We start from the raw sequence: 17,546 nt of genomic DNA, 5'->3' as shown, positions 1-17,546 counted from the left end.
CTATTTTTAAAAATATTTTTCAACGATTGTTAATGGCTCTTTTGTGCTGATTTGAAAAAATAAGCCCCTGGAATATTCATTTTAGTTTAATTATAAAAACGGTAGATAATGGAAAATTTCTTTAAACGGTTTGGAATAACCTTACTTCTATTCCTATGTACGCAAGTGACTTTTGCAAGTCCCGAGTCGAATCCTCCACAACTGATAGAGGGGGATATAATTACGTTCTCCGGAGGGGGGATCAGTTCTACTAATCCGGATATTTATGTCTATAATTTTGATGTAAAAGAGGGTGAACTTGGAGGCACTTTTAAGGTGTATTTAAACAGGCCTGAAGGTGCAATAGCCAATTATCCGGTAAAACTTACAGCGTTATTGGATACAGAACCATTCTCCAATGGATCCACCTCTGTTAAAATGGATAACGCTCAAATGGAAGAGATAACCTTTTCCCCCGGGGAAACCACAAAGGAGATCACAATAACAGTTGAAGGAAGAGCCGTAGACCTTTGTGTGGCTTTTATTAGTTTCTCGTATGAAAGTCGGACAAAAACAGCACAATCTTTAATTCAACTGAACATTGGAAATGAGGAGCCTTTTGCGATGGATCCATCCATGGCCTGTGAAACTTCAGAGGTAAAATTTAAGACTATTGCTCCCCATGCAGTTGGACAATATCTGGTCTTTGCAAATCAGTTTAGCGGGTATATCAAATCAGAAGAAGACCAATATTTAAAATTTCAGGAACAACAAAGTGATTTTAATTCAAAGAATACGAGTTTAACTCCATGTAATACAGGCAAAGTATTAAATACCAGTCTATATCTTCACAAAATAGCCGAAGAGGCTGTTATTCCGGGATATACGAATGAAAACGAAAAGCTTGTGCCGGCTTATGTTTTTAGCGGTTTAACGATCGAAAACCTGAAGGATGCCTATACTGAATACATCTTTGATGGAGAATACGACGGAAGTGTGCCTGAATACATCTTGTTGTCGGATACTTTTTATGCACCTCCTCGTTTTGGCGAACTGCAAGTGAGTGCTCCTGTTTATGCCGGGTATTCGGAAGGCGAAATCAAAACGCGTATTCAGAACCTGCAATTTTATGCACAGGCCAACCATACAACAGAAGAACAGGCATTGAAAAATATAAAACTTTCTGTTTTTGATAATACGTATAACTGGAGTGCATACGATGCACAAACGAACGAACTGACTTTTAAGTTTGACGTTCCGGCTAACATGAGTGGAAAGGATAGTACGGTCTTTGCCGAAATAATGGTGTGGACAGAGGATAAAACACATGCTGAATATATTTATCCGTATGGTGCTTACGCCTCTTTTACTGTTTCAACCGAATTAGCCAACTATACGTTTATTGATCAGATTGAGGTGACTGGCTTGCCTGAGTCTAATTTTATCTTTAAAGAGGGTACTTGGCTTTATAGTACCTATCCTCAATATCAATTGAAAGCAAATATTACTCCGGAAAATGCGACATTGAGAGGAATCTGGTCTACATCTGATCCGGGAGTATTAAAGATTGATAAAGAAGGCCTCTTAACTGTTGTTGGTGCGGGTATAGCCACTATAACATTCACCAGTGATGAAGTAGGAAGGCGGGAAGAACAGATGTTAGAATCGCGGGATGATGTGTTGATTAAAACATATCAAATTATCGTTTCAGATCAGCTATTTCCTAAATTAACAACAGAACCACAAGAACATTCGTATGAGGAAGAGTTTATTACCATAAAATACAATCATAATTTAATGGGCTTTCCTTCAGGTTCTTTAGGCTGGGATTTCAATATCGAAGCCATCATCTATGATAGTTCCGACAAGGAAGTAAAACGGGAAACATTGGATCGAAATCTGAGATTAGACACGCTGAATTACAGGTTGTTTTTTGATGATGAGTTATTGCCTAAAAAGTATTCCAAACTCAATGCGGAAAAAGAGTATGATCCTGTTTACAAAGTGATTCTTTCTATTGACATGGAATGTTTGGAAGGGGGGAGTTTGTCGCTCACGAAAGAATATCCGGTATATATCATGTTCCCGGCAAAACCTGAAATACGAATGATAGGTAGTACAATACCTACATTCTATACGGCAGGGGTAAAAGACACATTATCCTATGAGGTCAATCGTCTGGATAAAAAGGGGAATTATTCCATCGAATATAGAGTTACTGCTTTTAAAGCGAATACGGTGAATGATTTGGGAGTGGTCACTGACTGGAGTTCCTCACTGATAACAAGTGAAAAGAAAGATCTTGAGTATGGCTGGCAACCTGAAAGTGGAGGACTCCCCGAATGGCTTAAAATAGCATTAACTCCGGAAGGCCTTTCTCATACAGGAATAATGACGGTAGCTTACGCTCCGGCAGAACCTGAAACAGAGTATGATTATACGGAAGTTTTGGTCACAGTAAAAAATAAGATTCCGGGACTTGAAACAACCTATTCACAAACGACCCGGAAAAAGAGAAAAGACGAGGGTGTTTTAACTAAAAGGTTTAAAGCACCGGACAGTAATGAATTTAAGGATAATTGGGATGAAACAAAGATTCAAAGCTCAGAGTTAGCCTCTAAAATGCTAGGAGATCCTTATAACAGTGATGAACTTTATAGTTATATCAAAAATTATTGGCCTTCAAGAATTGTTTCTCTCTCCTATCCTTCATCCTGGGGAAAAACGACAATGGAATTGAGCAATACCGATTCGGTTATCTATCGACATTTACTGAATAATATAAGTACATTCCGGATCGACTATCCATTGACAGGAGGAGAGTATATTATTAATCTGAAGTGGGAACAGGTTGACCCGATCCAATACAGGTATAGTTTTGAAAATCTTCAACATAAACTATATGTCTATCATATTTCCGGATATAATACAACAAAAGAATTATCTCTGGAATATACCAACGGAAAAGATCAACAAGTGACAAAGAAAGTGATTTGTGAAGATGGCTACTTATGCATATATGAACCCGATACAATCAAAGGTTCGCTTGTTATACGAGGTGTTGAAAAAGGTATTCAGAATAGGAATGTATATGCCACGATCTCTAACGTAAAACCGTTATCATCAGGTAGCTTCTTAAAACTCTCTTCTGCTTTTGATGAATTGACAAATACCCATTACGACCTTACAGTTCAGCCGGATTTCCAAATACGCTTGTTGGATCAATCCGGAAAACGAATTACGACTAAGGCCACAATTAATTATGTGACACTTGATGGCAACACAGTAAAGTCAGAGGCTTCTTATACAAACTCTGACGGGTATTTTGCAGTTCCTTTTGATGAGAATCATTCCATATTCAACAATTCTTCTTATACCCAATATGTGGAAATTTTGGCGGATGGTTATCTTCCTCAGTTATTAAAAAGTAAAAAGTCAGATCGCTATAATGTTAGTATTGTTCTGAAAGGTAAAGAGCGGGCAGATAAACATGTGGATGCACAATTGAATCAAGGTGGTCAGAAAATTTCTTTATTGAATAATTCGATCGAATCGACAATGAGTTATTCGGATTATGAAAAAGATGCCCTGTTGAATGTATCGCTTTGTCTGACCGATGGTGCAGGTAAATACACAAAAGATGATTTTGAACTGAAAGGAGATAACGTATCGGCTATAAAACCTAAAAGTTGCCTATTCATAAGCAACGATGTGTTTATGTATGATTATGCTGAAATTACGTATGACATTAATGGTTTTGTAAAAGAGCAATCAACCTCTTCAATCTACATGGCTAAAGGTAGTACGATATTAACAAGACTACCCAAGCTGAATAATACGGCAACCGCTCCAAATGAATTATCCAATACTTTAAATCCGGCTCTAGCGCTTCCTATGAGTACAAACGGCACTTCTGTTGATGATTTGGGTGAGGCAGGAAAAGAGGCCGGTGGAGACTTCAAAAAACCTTTCCAAAATTTTGATCTTACAATGCCTTCCGCTCTTCCGGTTACTTTACAAATAACAAGAAACGGGAATGAATATTATATAAAAGGAATTTATAGCCAGAATTTTATTCCAGGAGGAGATATTCAGGAACTTGCAGAGATAGGAGCCGATTTTGAGACCATGTTTAACGAAATATATAGTCAGGTAAAACATGGCGAAAGTGCTCAGGGATCAAATACATACTTGAATAACAGCTTATTTGCCGGTTTTAAAGGTTTTGTGACCGGAAAAGCAGTTATTAATCCGAATACAGGAGCGACCGAATTTGATTTTGTAGATGCTGGGCTTAAAGTGGAATTATCGGCAGGATTTCATCATTCGTTAAAAGTGTGGGGAGTTGTGTTTGGTTATGGTATTTTAGGCGAACTATCAACAGAGTTAATTCTTCAGAAAGCTTCTGAAAAAGGAACTCCTTTTAAGGCTGACCTCATGTTGACTAATACGTTGGCATTGGAATTCTATGCTAAAGTCGGACTTAACCTAAATCTTTTGATTTGGGAAAAATCTGTAGGCGTACAAGGTGGAGGAAAAGGTACTCATCAACAACGGGCAATATTCGAACTATATGATTCCAAGAAAACACAAGCAGGTTTTGCGACTCATTTATATGCATACATTAAATTATGGAGCGAAACACGACGTCTATTCTGGACAACAAAAGAAGAATCTATTTTGGCGGACTGGGGCAAAACATTCTATTATCCGAATAATAGCACCAATCCGCTTAAACCGGCCAAGACTAAGACGGTTGCACGTATTGGTGATATATACCAAAAGACTGCTATTCCTATGACAAAGGCTGAATCGGGCATGACCATTATTCAGGATATCTCTTCAAATGCAAATCCTCAATACATTACAAAAGGAACAACTTTGGTTTATAACAATCTCAAAGAGCCTACAGATTATGATGATGACAGGATACAGGAATATGCAGCCGGTACACCGTCAATAGATCTAAATACGGCAGGATCGGCTTATAACTTCTCTGCAGCCTCTTTTGACAATTCAGCAGTTGTTGCTTATGAGGAGTTACCGATCTCAACAAACAATGGAGAATTAGACTTATCAAAGGCGTTTTCGGCTGTTGAAGTTATGGGGATCATTAAGAAAGATGGAAGCTGGGGAACACCAACCAATCTGTCGGATAATAATCTGAGCGATTTGAATCCTAAAACAGCCATGGATAGCGATGGAAATGCAGTTGTTGTCTGGACCAGTGGTATATTGGAAGAACGTCCGAATACCGATGGATCTTCTGAAGAAGAGAGCAATTCGTATATAAATGGGAATCTGAAGATGTCACGCTACGATCAAAGTAGTGAACAATGGAGCAAAAGTACTTCCTTATTGGCTGTAAATGATCAAAACCAGTTGGGACACTACTATGTCAGTTTGGCTAATGACGGATCTGTATTGATTGTGACAGACCGCGAAACAGCTTCGGCTGAAAACAACAATATTCCGGACGAAGAAGTTATTGAAAAAGAGGTCATCTTGATTAGCGTATCCCCTTTCCCGAATAACCAAACGAATATGTTCTCTTTTGGCAAGGGGAATAGTCCACGCATTAAATCATGGAAAGAAAACCGCTTCATCGTTTCATACATCACTAAAAACGAATTAGGCGAGGATGATCTTTACCTGACGATTGTCGATAAAGAGGGAAAACCTGCCGGTATCTCCGGATTCAGCGGTTTATCTAATAAAATTCCTGCAAATTATCGATTAATAGCTAAAGAAAATGCATCTTCGCTTTCAGATGTCTCTGTTGTTTGGAGCGAAGCAGTGGTCTCGGGCGAAAATAATATAGAGACTGCTCTATTTGCGGCTAAACTCGTACTGAAAGACAATCAGATCTATAGTTCTCAGCCGGTTAAAGTATTAACCGCACCGGAAGCGACTCCTCGTATTCATTCATATGATGCCTATATGGCTGATGCTAAAACGCTAAAAGTGGCTGCGGCATTGTCTACCGATCATTCAGCAGCCGTCATTCTTGAGAAAGAGATTGTTTATGAAAATAAAGTCTCTCTCCTCTCCAAAGAGGTTATCTCTCAGGATATCTATCCTGGAGCTAATATAGACATCGACTTTACCTTAGGCAACGATGGGTATCTGCCTGTTAAGTCTGTGAAGATTGATTTTAATGGAGTTGAGGTATTCAATGATGCTGTAGCAATGCTTCCGAACCATATTCAAAAGATTCGGGTGAGTTATACAGTCTCTGATGATTTGGGTTATGAGCCTATATCGTACACTATCACGCCTACTTTTGAGCAAGATGTACAGACTAGAAGCGGTAGTGGTGATCAGATTAACGGTTCAATCAATCTGAATAAAGTTGATCTGGGAGTTAATCTATTAAGTATGAATACCGAAGGTAGTAATAACATCGTTCTACTTGAGGTAATCAACAACTCTCCTTTCTCCATAAAGGATCTTAAGGGTATTCAGATTGGACTTTATACAGATATTCGAGGAGAAGAACTGTATCTGGGAGAGGTGCAAACAATTGAGGCCAGTAAACTGTATGATGATACTAAAGGCGAAAAGTTGACTACAGTTGTTTCTTTCCGAATTACACAGCCAAAAGAGAACATGACACTTCATGCGATAGTTACAACAGCTGGTGTTGAGGATAAAAACCTGATGGACAACAGCATTCCGTTAACTATAGTTGGTCATAAACAAGAAGTGAATCCTCCGCAAACCACTTATTATACGGTTACTATCCCTGAGGTTGAAGGTATACGTATGGATCAGGCGACGAAAGTGTCTGTGAAAAAGAATAGTTCACTAACCGTGACCATCTCTGCGTTAGATGGATATTCGATCGAAAATCTTGTATTTAAAGCCAATGGAAAGGAGATCACACCAGATCACACCCTGCCTAATGGAGATAAAGTATACATCATAAAAACGATCACGGAAAATATTTCGGTTTCGATAACCGGAGTAACTTCAAATACTGTTGGGAATGCAGAAATCCCGGAAGGATTAGCTGTTTATTCAAATTCAGGCTGTATCATTATAGAGAATAATCTCACGGACAACAAGCAAAATAACCTGATGATTTACGATATACCCGGAGCACTCATTGTGAAACAGGAGTTACCGCAAGGTACAACTTCCATTCCTATGCGAAAAGGGATCTACATGGTTGTTATCGGTGAATATGTCTTTAAAGTAATTGTTTAGTCGCATTCCCGGATAAATCCGGAGCATAAAAAAGGCTGTCCAAAAAAGTAAAATTGGACAGCCTTTTTTTTAGTCTTTAAACATCAACCATCAATACTCATGGTTGAGATGTTATGATTCACCGGCAAACGACAGCTTTTTACCCTTATTTTCAGCCTTTGTCGCTGGTTCGTGGCTTCCGAACCGTCCGTTTTGATACATCTTACGGTAATGGTGTAGCTCCCTTGCTTGGTGTATGTATGGCTTTGCGTCTGCTCTCCGAAATTAGTGTCCAGAACAACTGTACCGTCACCAAAATCCCATTCGGTATGCGACAATTCGTAGAATCCTGTTCCTTTACTTACTTTAAACGTATATGTTTGTGTCTCATGCATACAAAAATCATCTGCTCCTTTGATTGGCAGATAAAACCAGGAGGCCGAAAAAGAGGGTAAACCGTACCGGGCAATAGTGCCAGGCAATAAAAAATCGATCAATTTATACACTTTTAGACTATTTGGTTCGTTCGGATTTTCTATTAAAAACATATCTCTCCCACTTGGGTATATTCCCCAAATACGTCCAAAAGGGTCTAATTGCAACGCCCCCGGTAGATTCAAATGAAGTTGTTTGATGGGGGTTGTAGTCGTGCCTTGCAACAGAGCTTCAAAATCCCAAACAAACAGCCCATTATATGGATCATTATTATCCGTCGATGTTAAATACAGATATTTTTGATTGGGCGAAAACTCCGCACCATACCTTCCTCCCTCAATGCTCCGTATGTTCAAAAATTCACCCGTCTGATTATCGAATTCACCATATATTAAATCCTGATTATAGGTTGGATAGACAAAATATTTACCATCGAGCGTAAACTTTAAGTAACCGTTAGCACTGTTAGCTGATATATAAAGTCCTGTATTGGTTGTCTTTCGGGGAACGGAATTTTCGACTCCAGATGCTGTTAATAGCCAGGCATTCATGTATACAGTACTACCCAACTGGGTGCTCTTCCCGGGAGCCACAATCCACCAGTCTTCTCCATTGGCATGCTTTACGGCCGACATACTCTCGCCTAAAAGGCCTGTATGCCCTGAAAAGGTTTTCAGGTTTCCAATGACCGATACATCCGTGGGGCTGTTTGCTTGCACGATTACATAATTCATCCTATTATCAGCCTTCTCGCCTAATCCGACACAGATATATTTGTTATTATCCCCCGGATAAGGTATTACAATCCCTGACTGTGCCGAAGAACTATGTCCTCCCAGAGCGGCATATATACTCGTACCGTCTGCTTTCCATATTCCCATTCCATTGGAATAGAACAATAGATTCCCATCTTTGTCAGATATTGAGAATACTCCTTCCAGGTTAGACATGGAAGATGAAAAAGTACCGGGTAAATCGGATAATATCGCATCCGGTATGTTCATACCTGTTCCATTGAAACTTCGCAATTGCTCTGATTTAAAGGTCAGTCCGGCATTCGCACCAAACACCCAGTTCCAGGTTTCTTTCTGTGCGAATCCCGTTGTCCAAACGAACAGTAGTAGACACCCGGTATATATGATTCTTTTTATTTGCATATACAATTCGTTATTAATCTTATTCTTTCACCACAAACACCACATTCAGAAAAGAGGCAGACGATGTTGACTGCGACAATACTTTATATTTCATTTTGCCATCGTCTGTCAGAGCGGTAACTTGCAATACCCGATCATCATAATAGGTAATCACGTAGTCTAAGTCTGCAGGATCATACAAGGCGTCTGATTCGGGAGAGGGAATGCGTGTCAATTGAGTATTGTTACTAAGGAATGTGGTATTGCCACTCTTGGTAAATTGTTTTTTATATTCGGCATACAGATCAAATATATGCTCTGTGGAACTTGGCGTTGGCAATGGAATGTTGAACGAGGGTACATAGAAATATCGTTTTTCGCCACCGGTTCCACCACTTATCGGCGTCCATTTGGTGCCATTCCAGACATATACCCCTTTCTTGAAACCGTTGGTCGTAGTCAAGTTATACACGACCAATCCGGCATGTTTCTCCTTTATTTTAGTGACGTCATTGTTGATCCAGTCGACATCGGAGGTCGAGATAAAAGGTTCTAAGGTCATTATCGACACTAAAGAGACACGGGAAAGCCCCAGTCCTCCTTTTTTTGAGGTCACATTATTCACATCCGGAGCCTGAGTTTTTAATTCCAGCAAAGCAGCTCTTTCCGGTTCGATTCCTGATCCTACAGTGACCTGCCCCCATGCCGGAACAGTTCCGGCGATAACAACGAGTAGTAATACGAATTGTATTCGTTTCATATTTTAATTTAATTTCAATTCTACTTTTGGATAATTACAATTCAACGCTCAATGATATAAGTGTACATTCGGATTCACCGGTATCACACAAGGATATACGGTCACTTTAAGCACGTCGTGGTATGCTTCCGAGCCATCACTTTGCAGAAAAGCCCGTACCGTTATAGTATAGGTTCCCGGTTTATTATATGTATGGCTCTGTGTTTGTTCTCCGAATGTCTTATCTGTAATAGCAGCACTTCCGTCACCAAAGTCCCATTCGGTATGCGACAGTTCGAGAGCAGCCGCCCCCTTACTGACTTTAAACGTATAGGTTTGGCTCTCTTTTACACAAAAACCGGTTGATCCTTTGATTGGCATGTAAAACCATGAAGCCGAAAAAGAGGGTAAACCGAAATTCGAATTTTGTAATAAAAAATTCTCCAATCTATATATTCTCAGACTCTCCGGATGATCCGGGTTATCTATCAAAACCATATCCCGGTTGACACTATACCCTGCCCAAATACGGCCAAAGGGATCCAATTGCAACGCACCCGGCCGTGGTATACTAATATATTTAAAATGGGAGGTAGAAACATCATTTTTCAACTCTTCAAAATCGTAAATATATAAGCCATTCGGGAAAGATGAACTGTTGCTTGTCGCCGTTAGATACAGATATTTCTGATCGGGTGAAAACTCTGCTCCGTACATTTGTCCCGGAATATTCCGTATATTGAAAAAATCACCTGTTGCATTATCAAATTCACCGAAAATAAAATATTTTTGGTCATAGGTTGGATAGACAAAATATTTGCCATCGAACGTAAACTTTAAGTAACCATTGGCTGTATTAGCAGTCACAAAAAAAACCGTATTGGTACTTTTTTTAGGTGCGGAATGTTCGACACCTGACGCTGTTACCAGCCAAGCATTAAGGTAAGCAAAACCACTTGATGTGGTAGGCTTGCCGACAGCTACGATCCACCAGTCTTGTCCGTTGGCATGCTTAACAGCCGTCATACTTTCGCCTAATAGACCGACTGCATTGGAAAAGGTTTCGACGTCACTGATTACCGACACATCCGTAGGACTGTTCGCTTGCACAATCACATAATTCATAATATTCATTTTCTTCTCTCCCAATCCAACACAAATATATCTGTTATTGGAGCCCGGATAGGGCACTACGATGCCCGATTGCGAAGAAGAATCATGTCCTCCCAACACTAAAGTCTGTAGCCCTGTTTTATCCATCATTTTTGTGCCGTCTGCTTTCCATATATTTATTCCATTGGAATAAAATAACAGATCACCCTCTTTGTCGGATATCGAGAAAACACCTTCGAGGTTTGACATTTGCGTAAGAAAAGCACCGGGTAGATCGTGTAAGGTGGCATTAGGTGTCTGATCCAAACCTATACCGGCATGGCTCCGCAATTTGTCCGGCTTAAAAGTCAGTCCGGATTTACTACCGAACGTCCAGTTCCAGGTTTCTTTCTGTGCATGACTATAAAAACTGGTCAATAGGAGTAAACTGCTTATTATTACTATCTTTTTCATACATCAATTATTATTCATTTTTAGGAATAAAGATTACTGTCATAAATGAAGTGGGATCCGGGTCGTCGTCTTTGACTGTATACGTCATCACCCCACTGTCATCTATTCCTGTGACTTCTATGATATCCTTATTGTATTGTATTACGGCATAATCCAGTTCGTTTTTTTTGTACGCTGTACCCATTTTTATATCAAACCGGCTTTCATACTCGCCATAGAGGTCATACGTGTATGTCTGTCCTTTCTTGTCGAGTGGGAGATCGAAGGGTGGCATATAAAACCATCCGTTACCACCACCCTCTTTGGCTTTCGTCCATCGTTCGCCATCCCAAGTATAGATACCTTGTTTGAAACCGCCTGTTGTCGAAAGGTTGTATACCGTAAGACCTGTATGATTCTTTTTAATGGTAGCGGTCTGCTCAACCAGAGGAATGAATGGTTCAAGAGTCGTCAGCGACTCCAGTTTTACACGCGAGAATCCGAGGCCACCTCTATTTTCTATCTGCAGCAAGTTCGCCTTCTCTGGCGTATTGTGCGAACCGATCGTCATCTGGCACATACCTGTCGATACACACATAGACAATATCACGGTCATTAAAACCTTATGCTTCATGTTGTAAAATTTAGCCGATCACTTCTATCAGCTATCGTTTTGTTCGTTTAAGATCTGCCGTTTTCTTCCCCTCAAACCTCTTTGTCTGCAACGGAAAAAGATGAAAAATTAATGCCGCAAATATACGATGGGTCTACCCCTTCGTTTATTCTCAATACAGACATTTTTATATAAAAAACAGGTATTTTATTGGATATTTTTATCCACATAGTTGTATTTCCATTAGAAATAGCTACAAAGAGGTATTCCTGACTTCCCCAGGAGTCATTCCAAGATACTTCCGGCAGAAACCGGTCATATGTGAGGGTGAGGCAAAGCCGCAGAGATCACTGACTTCTTTGAGTGGTTTTTTACTGTATACCAACTCATCGCGCAACTGTTCTACACGTTTCTGTTTCATCCATTGACAAGGAGCCATCTCAAACACTCGGCGAAACATTTTCACGAAACTCGATAGACTGACGCCGGCAAGGGAGGCAAATTCTTTGACAGTCTTAACCTTATGGTAGTTGGATAACACAAAATAGATGAACTGGCTGTCGCGATTTCCTTCATAATGAAAGAATCTTCGTCTCTCCGTTTCGCTATAGTAAGCATTTAACAAAAGGAACAGTTCCTCTGTTTTGAGAATAAAAAAACGGGGACATATAGTCGTGTTCCCCATGTGCATTTTGAGATTGAGAAGATATTCTTTCACTTCTTTCCTGGTAGGGAGAACATGTGTCTCCTCCCTAAGATCTATTTCGTCTCTGCCTTCGACCTTCTTCGACAATTTACATACACGCATAGGCCCGGACAGACAAAAAATAGTAAGGATAGTCTCTGATACCGCGTAAATACTCCTTGATAATCCAGGAGGCAGGAAGCAGAGTTCTCCCTCGCCAGCCTGTTGCTGGTAGGAAGCACTGTCGCGTAGTTCTATTTCTCCTTTTTCGATATAAACAATTTCAGCATCGATGTTTTTTTTTACATATTTTTCTCCTTGTGAAAGCACTACATGGTTGACACTACCATACTCTCTCTCACGATAGTGAGGGCATGCTGACAGGTTTTGTTGCTCATACAAATACATAATTCATTTAGTTTTAGCCTCATCTACACCAGCTTAAACCGGTGGCTTTTCCATTGCATGAAGTAATAAGGGGGGAAGGAAGCAGATACTGCAAAATCTGAAAAACGACGATACAAATATAAAAACACATTCCCCATTTCTGTACTTTTTCGTACTTTTTTAACTCATTGAAATAAAACCCTACTTTTTATAACTTAAATTGCGACAATATTTACACTATCCTTTTATCTGAAGACATTGTGTTCATTTTCTGTTATATATGGGGTCATCAATTGAAGAGAGCCGGAGGGATGGAAGCTGGATTCGGCATTGACTAAATGATTCAAAACAAAAAATCGTCAAATGCTTTATTTCAGCAACTTGACGATTTTATTTGAAAATTCTGACGCGTTCGATCGCGTTCGACCGGTTCTTATTTTGTGTTGAATGTCAAAAGATCAGAGTTATATTTGAAATAGGGATAAAATTTCTTCGGAAGTAAGTGTTTTTATGCTCTTTCCTATTTATTCCATTGCCAAAGGAGTGAACAATTCGATCAGGTTTTCTTCTGGATCTCGTAAGTAAGCGGTACGCATTCCCCAATTAGGCATATCTGCTGGTTCATTGATAAAGTCAATACCTTTTTTTAAAAGTGATTGATAAGCTTCATCGACATTCTCTACTTCGAAAGAAACCATCATTTTTTCTCTATACCCTATAGGTTGACTTTTGTCTGTATTGCCAACGGCCGGAGCCATAAGATCAGATACAAACAAAGCAAACCCTTCAATACCTTCTGCGACTTTGAAACTTGCATAACAACCATTTTCATCTCCCCATGCAGGTTCTAATCCAAGTTTTTCTGTATAAAACTTAAAGCACTTTTTGTAGTCTTTAACCAACAGTCTTACATTGCTAAATTTCATATCCATTATTTTAAAGAGATTAATAATTTTACAAAATTATAGGGAATAGTCTTCACCGTAAGCATAAAAAATCGACTTATTTTCTCGAAAATCATTCGGTGTATCACCCGATAGCGATTTAAAATCATGAATGAGATGCGTTCGGTCATAGTATCCACTATCTACAGCAATTGTCAGGAGATCTTTGTCGGGATATTTCTGCATATAGTGTAAAACGTATTTGAATCGTATTATTTTTGCAAACATTTTGGGACTAACACCAATCGAAGATTTAAATTTACGTTCGAAATGACGTTGGCTAAGACAAACATCAGAAGCTACATCAGCAAGAACTAACTGTCCTTTCGCATGACTAATTAAATCAACAGCACGTAATATTTGTCTGTCTGTATGATACAAATGAGAAATTCGGTTTGAAAGACAAGTATTCGTATACGCCACCATTTCAGCTACTGATTGTTTTTCAGGTAATGCTTCATAAAACGATTCATCGAACAAGGTGTCAACTAGGGATAATTCCACACTACGGTCGGTAAGTTCTACAACAGGAATACGTGTAAAGGCTGTAATACCCATCGGTTTAAAACGAATTCCGAACATTTGGGTAGATCCTGGATAATCGACTTCGATAAAGGTCGTTGATATTCCGAAAAGAGCAGCTAAAGAAGTCCCTTGGGTTTTATCAATTTTAAAAATAATATCGGTACAACCATCAGGAAACACTTTTGAAGTCACTTCATTACTCCTAAAACTACTTGCAGACCAATAGTTTTTTATCCAAGGGGTTAAGCGTATGTCGGGATTATATTCTTGATAGCAATACATTTTTTGTTTAAAGTAAAGTGGTGTATGATATCGTTTTGCCCATCGAACAGCCTGTTCTTTTAGTTCAGTACAATAAAAGCCTGTACCAAAATCTTTGGCATACTTTCTTTCCCTAATTTCAGGAGTTGTAATGAGGCAATATTCACCGTGAAAATTCCCATAAATAGTTTATTTCTAACAAATAACAACTATGTTGATATACAAAGATACGGTTTTATGTGACTTTCGGCAATAGTTCTTGGGAATATGCTCCTTTTTAACTCAAAAATAGATATTATATATCTGAGTTGTAGATTGTTGTTGATTTTTGCGTTTCAATTAAGGTGTATACTTTTGCTGAAACAATTCGAAAGTTAACATCCAATTATATTTATTGAATATGGAAATGATTATTGTAACAACAGAAGAAAGCCCGTCTTTTTTTTGCATGCTCATGAGGAATTGTGTTGATTTTTTACAAAAGTTTGTAAAATAATTTGGTTTGTATTGCAAACTAATTTATATTTGCAACACAAACTTGAAAAGGTGAGTTGTAAAAACGGATTTCCGGAATCAGTCAATATAAATGAATAAAACACAGAAACATGGAACAAAAATTCAATGAACAGGACAGTTTGCAATTGATCAGTGAGATGATTGCACAAACAAGGAGTAATATCGGAAAAGGAGATGCATTCAGTTATCTTGTGATCGGCTATGCATTGGTCGTAGCCTCTTTATTAGATGCTATACTCATGTATGTATTGACACCCTCTTATATGGCTCATTGGATCTGGGCGCTGTTGGGGCCGGTTTTGTTTATCTCTTTTTATAAAAATGGGAAGGATGGGAAAAAAGCGATTGTACGAACGCATATGGATACGATAACAACAGCAATTTGGGTGGGTTTTATGATTGCATTAATTCTTTTGTTTGGGATATTATTCGGATTTGCTTATGCTACAAGAAACGATGTGTTTATGTGGATGATAACTCCATCAGTATTGATTTTGACTGGTTTAGGCCAGTATGTCACTGCTGCAACCTGCAAGTACAAACCGTTTTACTGGGGAGCATGGGGGTTCTGGTTGGGTGCAATTGCCTGTTTTATTTATTATGTAGTGGCGCATGAACCAGCCGGGCAATATGTTATCTTTGCCTTGTGTATCGCCGTTGGTTATATCGTTCCGGGGCATATGTTGAATCGCAAAACAGAGAAAAATGTATAAGGACTTAGATCCATTGTTGCATTCCCAGCAACGGCTGGCTATTGTGTCTATCCTAATCGCTGTGGAAGAGGCCGATTTTGTTTATCTGAAAGAAAAGACGGGAGCAACAGCTGGCAATCTGAGTACGCATATTGAAAAGCTGAGTGAAGCCGGATATATTGAAATGCGTAAATTTATCGATGGTAAACGTCCGCGAACGGTGTTGAAAATTACAAAAACCGGAGTAGATGCTTTTGAGAATTATGTGAATGCGTTACAGGATTATATAAACGTAAAAAGGGAATAAGGTTTTACCTTATTCCTTTTACATTCATTTTAAGTGCATACAGATATTCGGTCGCTGTAATAAAAAGCGTTTGCATATCTTTTCCTCCGAAACAAACATTGGCTGTCCATCCGGTTTCTATGGGGATATGTTCGATTTGTTCTCCCTGAGGATTAAAAACGGTAACACCTCTTCCGGTCAGGTAAATATTCCCTTTTTCATCCATGGTGATACCGTCGGAACCCATCTCGGTAAATAATTTCTTATTTATGAGGGAACCGTCCGGTTGAATATCGTATACGTATGTCTTGCGGTCGCCGATATCAGCGATATACAGCTTTTTCCCATCAGGAGTACCTATGATTCCATTGGGTTTTTTCAAGTCGGTGGCAACTCGTACTAATGATTGATGGTCGGGAGAGAGGTAATAGACATATTCGCCATCCTGTTGCATTTCAGGATCTCTGTTCCAATAATCCCGCTTGTACAATGGGTCGGTAAAGTAAATACCTCCGTTGGGGTCTGGCCATAAGTCGTTCGGCCCATTCAGTTTTTTACCGTCAAATGCTGTGACGAAGGCCGTATAGTTACCATGCATATCAATACTGCGGATTTCATTTTCCATATCCGAACAGGAAAGCAGATTGCCGTTTTTATCAAAATAGAGGCCATTGGCACGTCCTTGTCCTTCCTGAAACAAGGTCAGTTTTCCGTCGACCGACCACACATAGATGCGGTCATTCGGCTGATCGGTAAAATAGACATTTCCGTTTTTGTCGACAGCTGGCCCTTCGGTAAATGCAAACGCTTTGGCTAAAACTTCCAGTTCGGCACCGGGTGCGATTAGTCCACTGTTTCTTTGTTGACCATGAATCATCGAGGGGATCAACAACGTGAAGAGGGAAATTATAAAGGTTGTTTTCATGATAAAAAAATGAAGTGATTGTTGCTAAAAGTACTGTTTGACAGTTGAAAAACATGATACTTATCGAATAAAAGGTGTCCAGATTCTCTCTTCCTGTTCGGGTCGATTTATTCCGGCCTTTTGAGCTGCTTCAAAGCTGTAAAGGAACCAAGCCATATTGTTGCCCAATACCCGCATCGTTTGCATCCCTTCTTTATCCTGACGGACATCGTCCGGCGTGAAACCATGCACCATATTCCAGTATTGTGACGAAACAACAGGCATTTGGCTGAGCATGAAATATTTGTTTAGCTGATCCAAAGCCGCTGTAGAGCCGGCTCTTCGACAACTGACAACAGCAGCAGCAGGTTTGAATCGCATATTTTTTGCTCCGGCATAAAAAACTCTGTCCATAAAGGAAGTCATAGCACCGGAGGCGGAGGCGTAATGCACCGGAGATCCGAAGATAAAACCGTCGGCCTCTTTGGCTTTGTCGATGAATACATTGACTAAATCATCTACAATGCATTTGCCGGTTTGCGTACAGCTATTGCATCCCAAACAGCCGGAGATCGGTTTTCGACCTAATTGGAACAGCTCGGTTTCAATGTTGTTTTTTTCTAATGTTGATGCCACTTCATTTAATGCAGTATAGGTACACCCTTTAGGGTGTGGACTTCCATTGATAAGTATAACTTTCATATAAGATGT

12 protein-coding genes are annotated in these 17,546 nt (G+C 39.4%); 3 read left to right on the top strand and 9 right to left on the bottom strand.

Annotation, left to right across the window (positions count from 1 at the left end):
- Window positions 1–108 precede the first annotated feature (108 nt).
- Window positions 109–7,188: an Ig-like domain-containing protein gene (locus M2135_RS06955; protein WP_280747806.1), complete on the top strand. Its 7,080-nt coding sequence runs from the start codon at window positions 109–111 to the stop codon at window positions 7,186–7,188.
- 83 nt (window positions 7,189–7,271) lie between these two features.
- Here the strand turns inward: M2135_RS06955 and M2135_RS06950 are convergent, their stop codons facing one another.
- The 7 genes from M2135_RS06950 to M2135_RS06920 form a co-directional block, all read right to left on the bottom strand.
- Window positions 7,272–8,759 carry a PKD domain-containing protein gene (locus M2135_RS06950; protein WP_280747805.1) on the bottom strand — a complete coding sequence of 496 codons (1,488 nt, stop codon included), beginning with the start codon at window positions 8,757–8,759 and terminating at the stop codon, window positions 7,272–7,274.
- 19 nt (window positions 8,760–8,778) lie between these two features.
- A complete protein-coding gene (locus M2135_RS06945; RefSeq protein ID WP_280747804.1) occupies window positions 8,779–9,498 on the bottom strand; it encodes a hypothetical protein in 720 nt (239 codons plus the stop codon).
- A gap of 48 nt (window positions 9,499–9,546) precedes the next feature.
- Window positions 9,547–11,043: a PKD domain-containing protein gene (locus tag M2135_RS06940; RefSeq protein ID WP_280747803.1), complete on the bottom strand. Its 1,497-nt coding sequence runs from the start codon at window positions 11,041–11,043 to the stop codon at window positions 9,547–9,549.
- Between the two features lie 10 nt (window positions 11,044–11,053).
- Window positions 11,054–11,656 (bottom strand): hypothetical protein, encoded by a 603-nt coding sequence (locus tag M2135_RS06935; protein ID WP_280747802.1) that lies wholly within the window; start codon window positions 11,654–11,656, stop codon window positions 11,054–11,056.
- A 232-nt stretch (window positions 11,657–11,888) separates the two neighbouring features.
- A complete protein-coding gene (locus M2135_RS06930) occupies window positions 11,889–12,728 on the bottom strand; it encodes a helix-turn-helix domain-containing protein (RefSeq protein WP_280747801.1) in 840 nt (279 codons plus the stop codon).
- Window positions 12,729–13,231: 503 nt separating this feature from the next.
- Window positions 13,232–13,633, bottom strand: coding sequence for a VOC family protein (locus tag M2135_RS06925; RefSeq protein ID WP_280747800.1), 402 nt, complete (start codon window positions 13,631–13,633; stop codon window positions 13,232–13,234).
- Between the two features lie 36 nt (window positions 13,634–13,669).
- On the bottom strand, window positions 13,670–14,458 hold the full coding sequence (locus M2135_RS06920; RefSeq protein WP_348537107.1) for a helix-turn-helix domain-containing protein: 789 nt from the start codon (window positions 14,456–14,458) through the stop codon (window positions 13,670–13,672).
- A gap of 584 nt (window positions 14,459–15,042) precedes the next feature.
- On the opposite strand from M2135_RS06920, the gene M2135_RS06915 reads away from it, so the two are divergent.
- Window positions 15,043–15,666: a hypothetical protein gene (locus tag M2135_RS06915; protein ID WP_280747798.1), complete on the top strand. Its 624-nt coding sequence runs from the start codon at window positions 15,043–15,045 to the stop codon at window positions 15,664–15,666.
- Window positions 15,659–15,952, top strand: a complete 294-nt coding sequence (locus M2135_RS06910; RefSeq protein WP_280747797.1) for a transcriptional regulator — start codon at window positions 15,659–15,661, stop codon at window positions 15,950–15,952. Before M2135_RS06915 ends, M2135_RS06910 begins: the two co-directional genes overlap by 8 nt.
- 4 nt (window positions 15,953–15,956) lie before the next feature.
- Here the strand turns inward: M2135_RS06910 and M2135_RS06905 are convergent, their stop codons facing one another.
- Both M2135_RS06905 and M2135_RS06900 read right to left on the bottom strand, forming a co-directional pair.
- Entirely contained in the window at window positions 15,957–16,856 is a 900-nt protein-coding gene (locus tag M2135_RS06905; protein ID WP_280747796.1) for an SMP-30/gluconolactonase/LRE family protein, read from the bottom strand.
- 60 nt (window positions 16,857–16,916) lie between these two features.
- Entirely contained in the window at window positions 16,917–17,537 is a 621-nt protein-coding gene (locus M2135_RS06900; RefSeq protein WP_280747795.1) for a flavodoxin family protein, read from the bottom strand.
- Window positions 17,538–17,546: the final 9 nt, after the last annotated feature.

Origin of the sequence: Parabacteroides sp. PF5-9, from assembly GCF_029893105.1 — a bacterium.
Classification (GTDB): Bacteria; Bacteroidota; Bacteroidia; order Bacteroidales; family Tannerellaceae; genus JARXWG01.
Note: the sequence above shows the minus strand (reverse complement) of the source record. Positions and strands in the feature narration are given on the sequence as shown.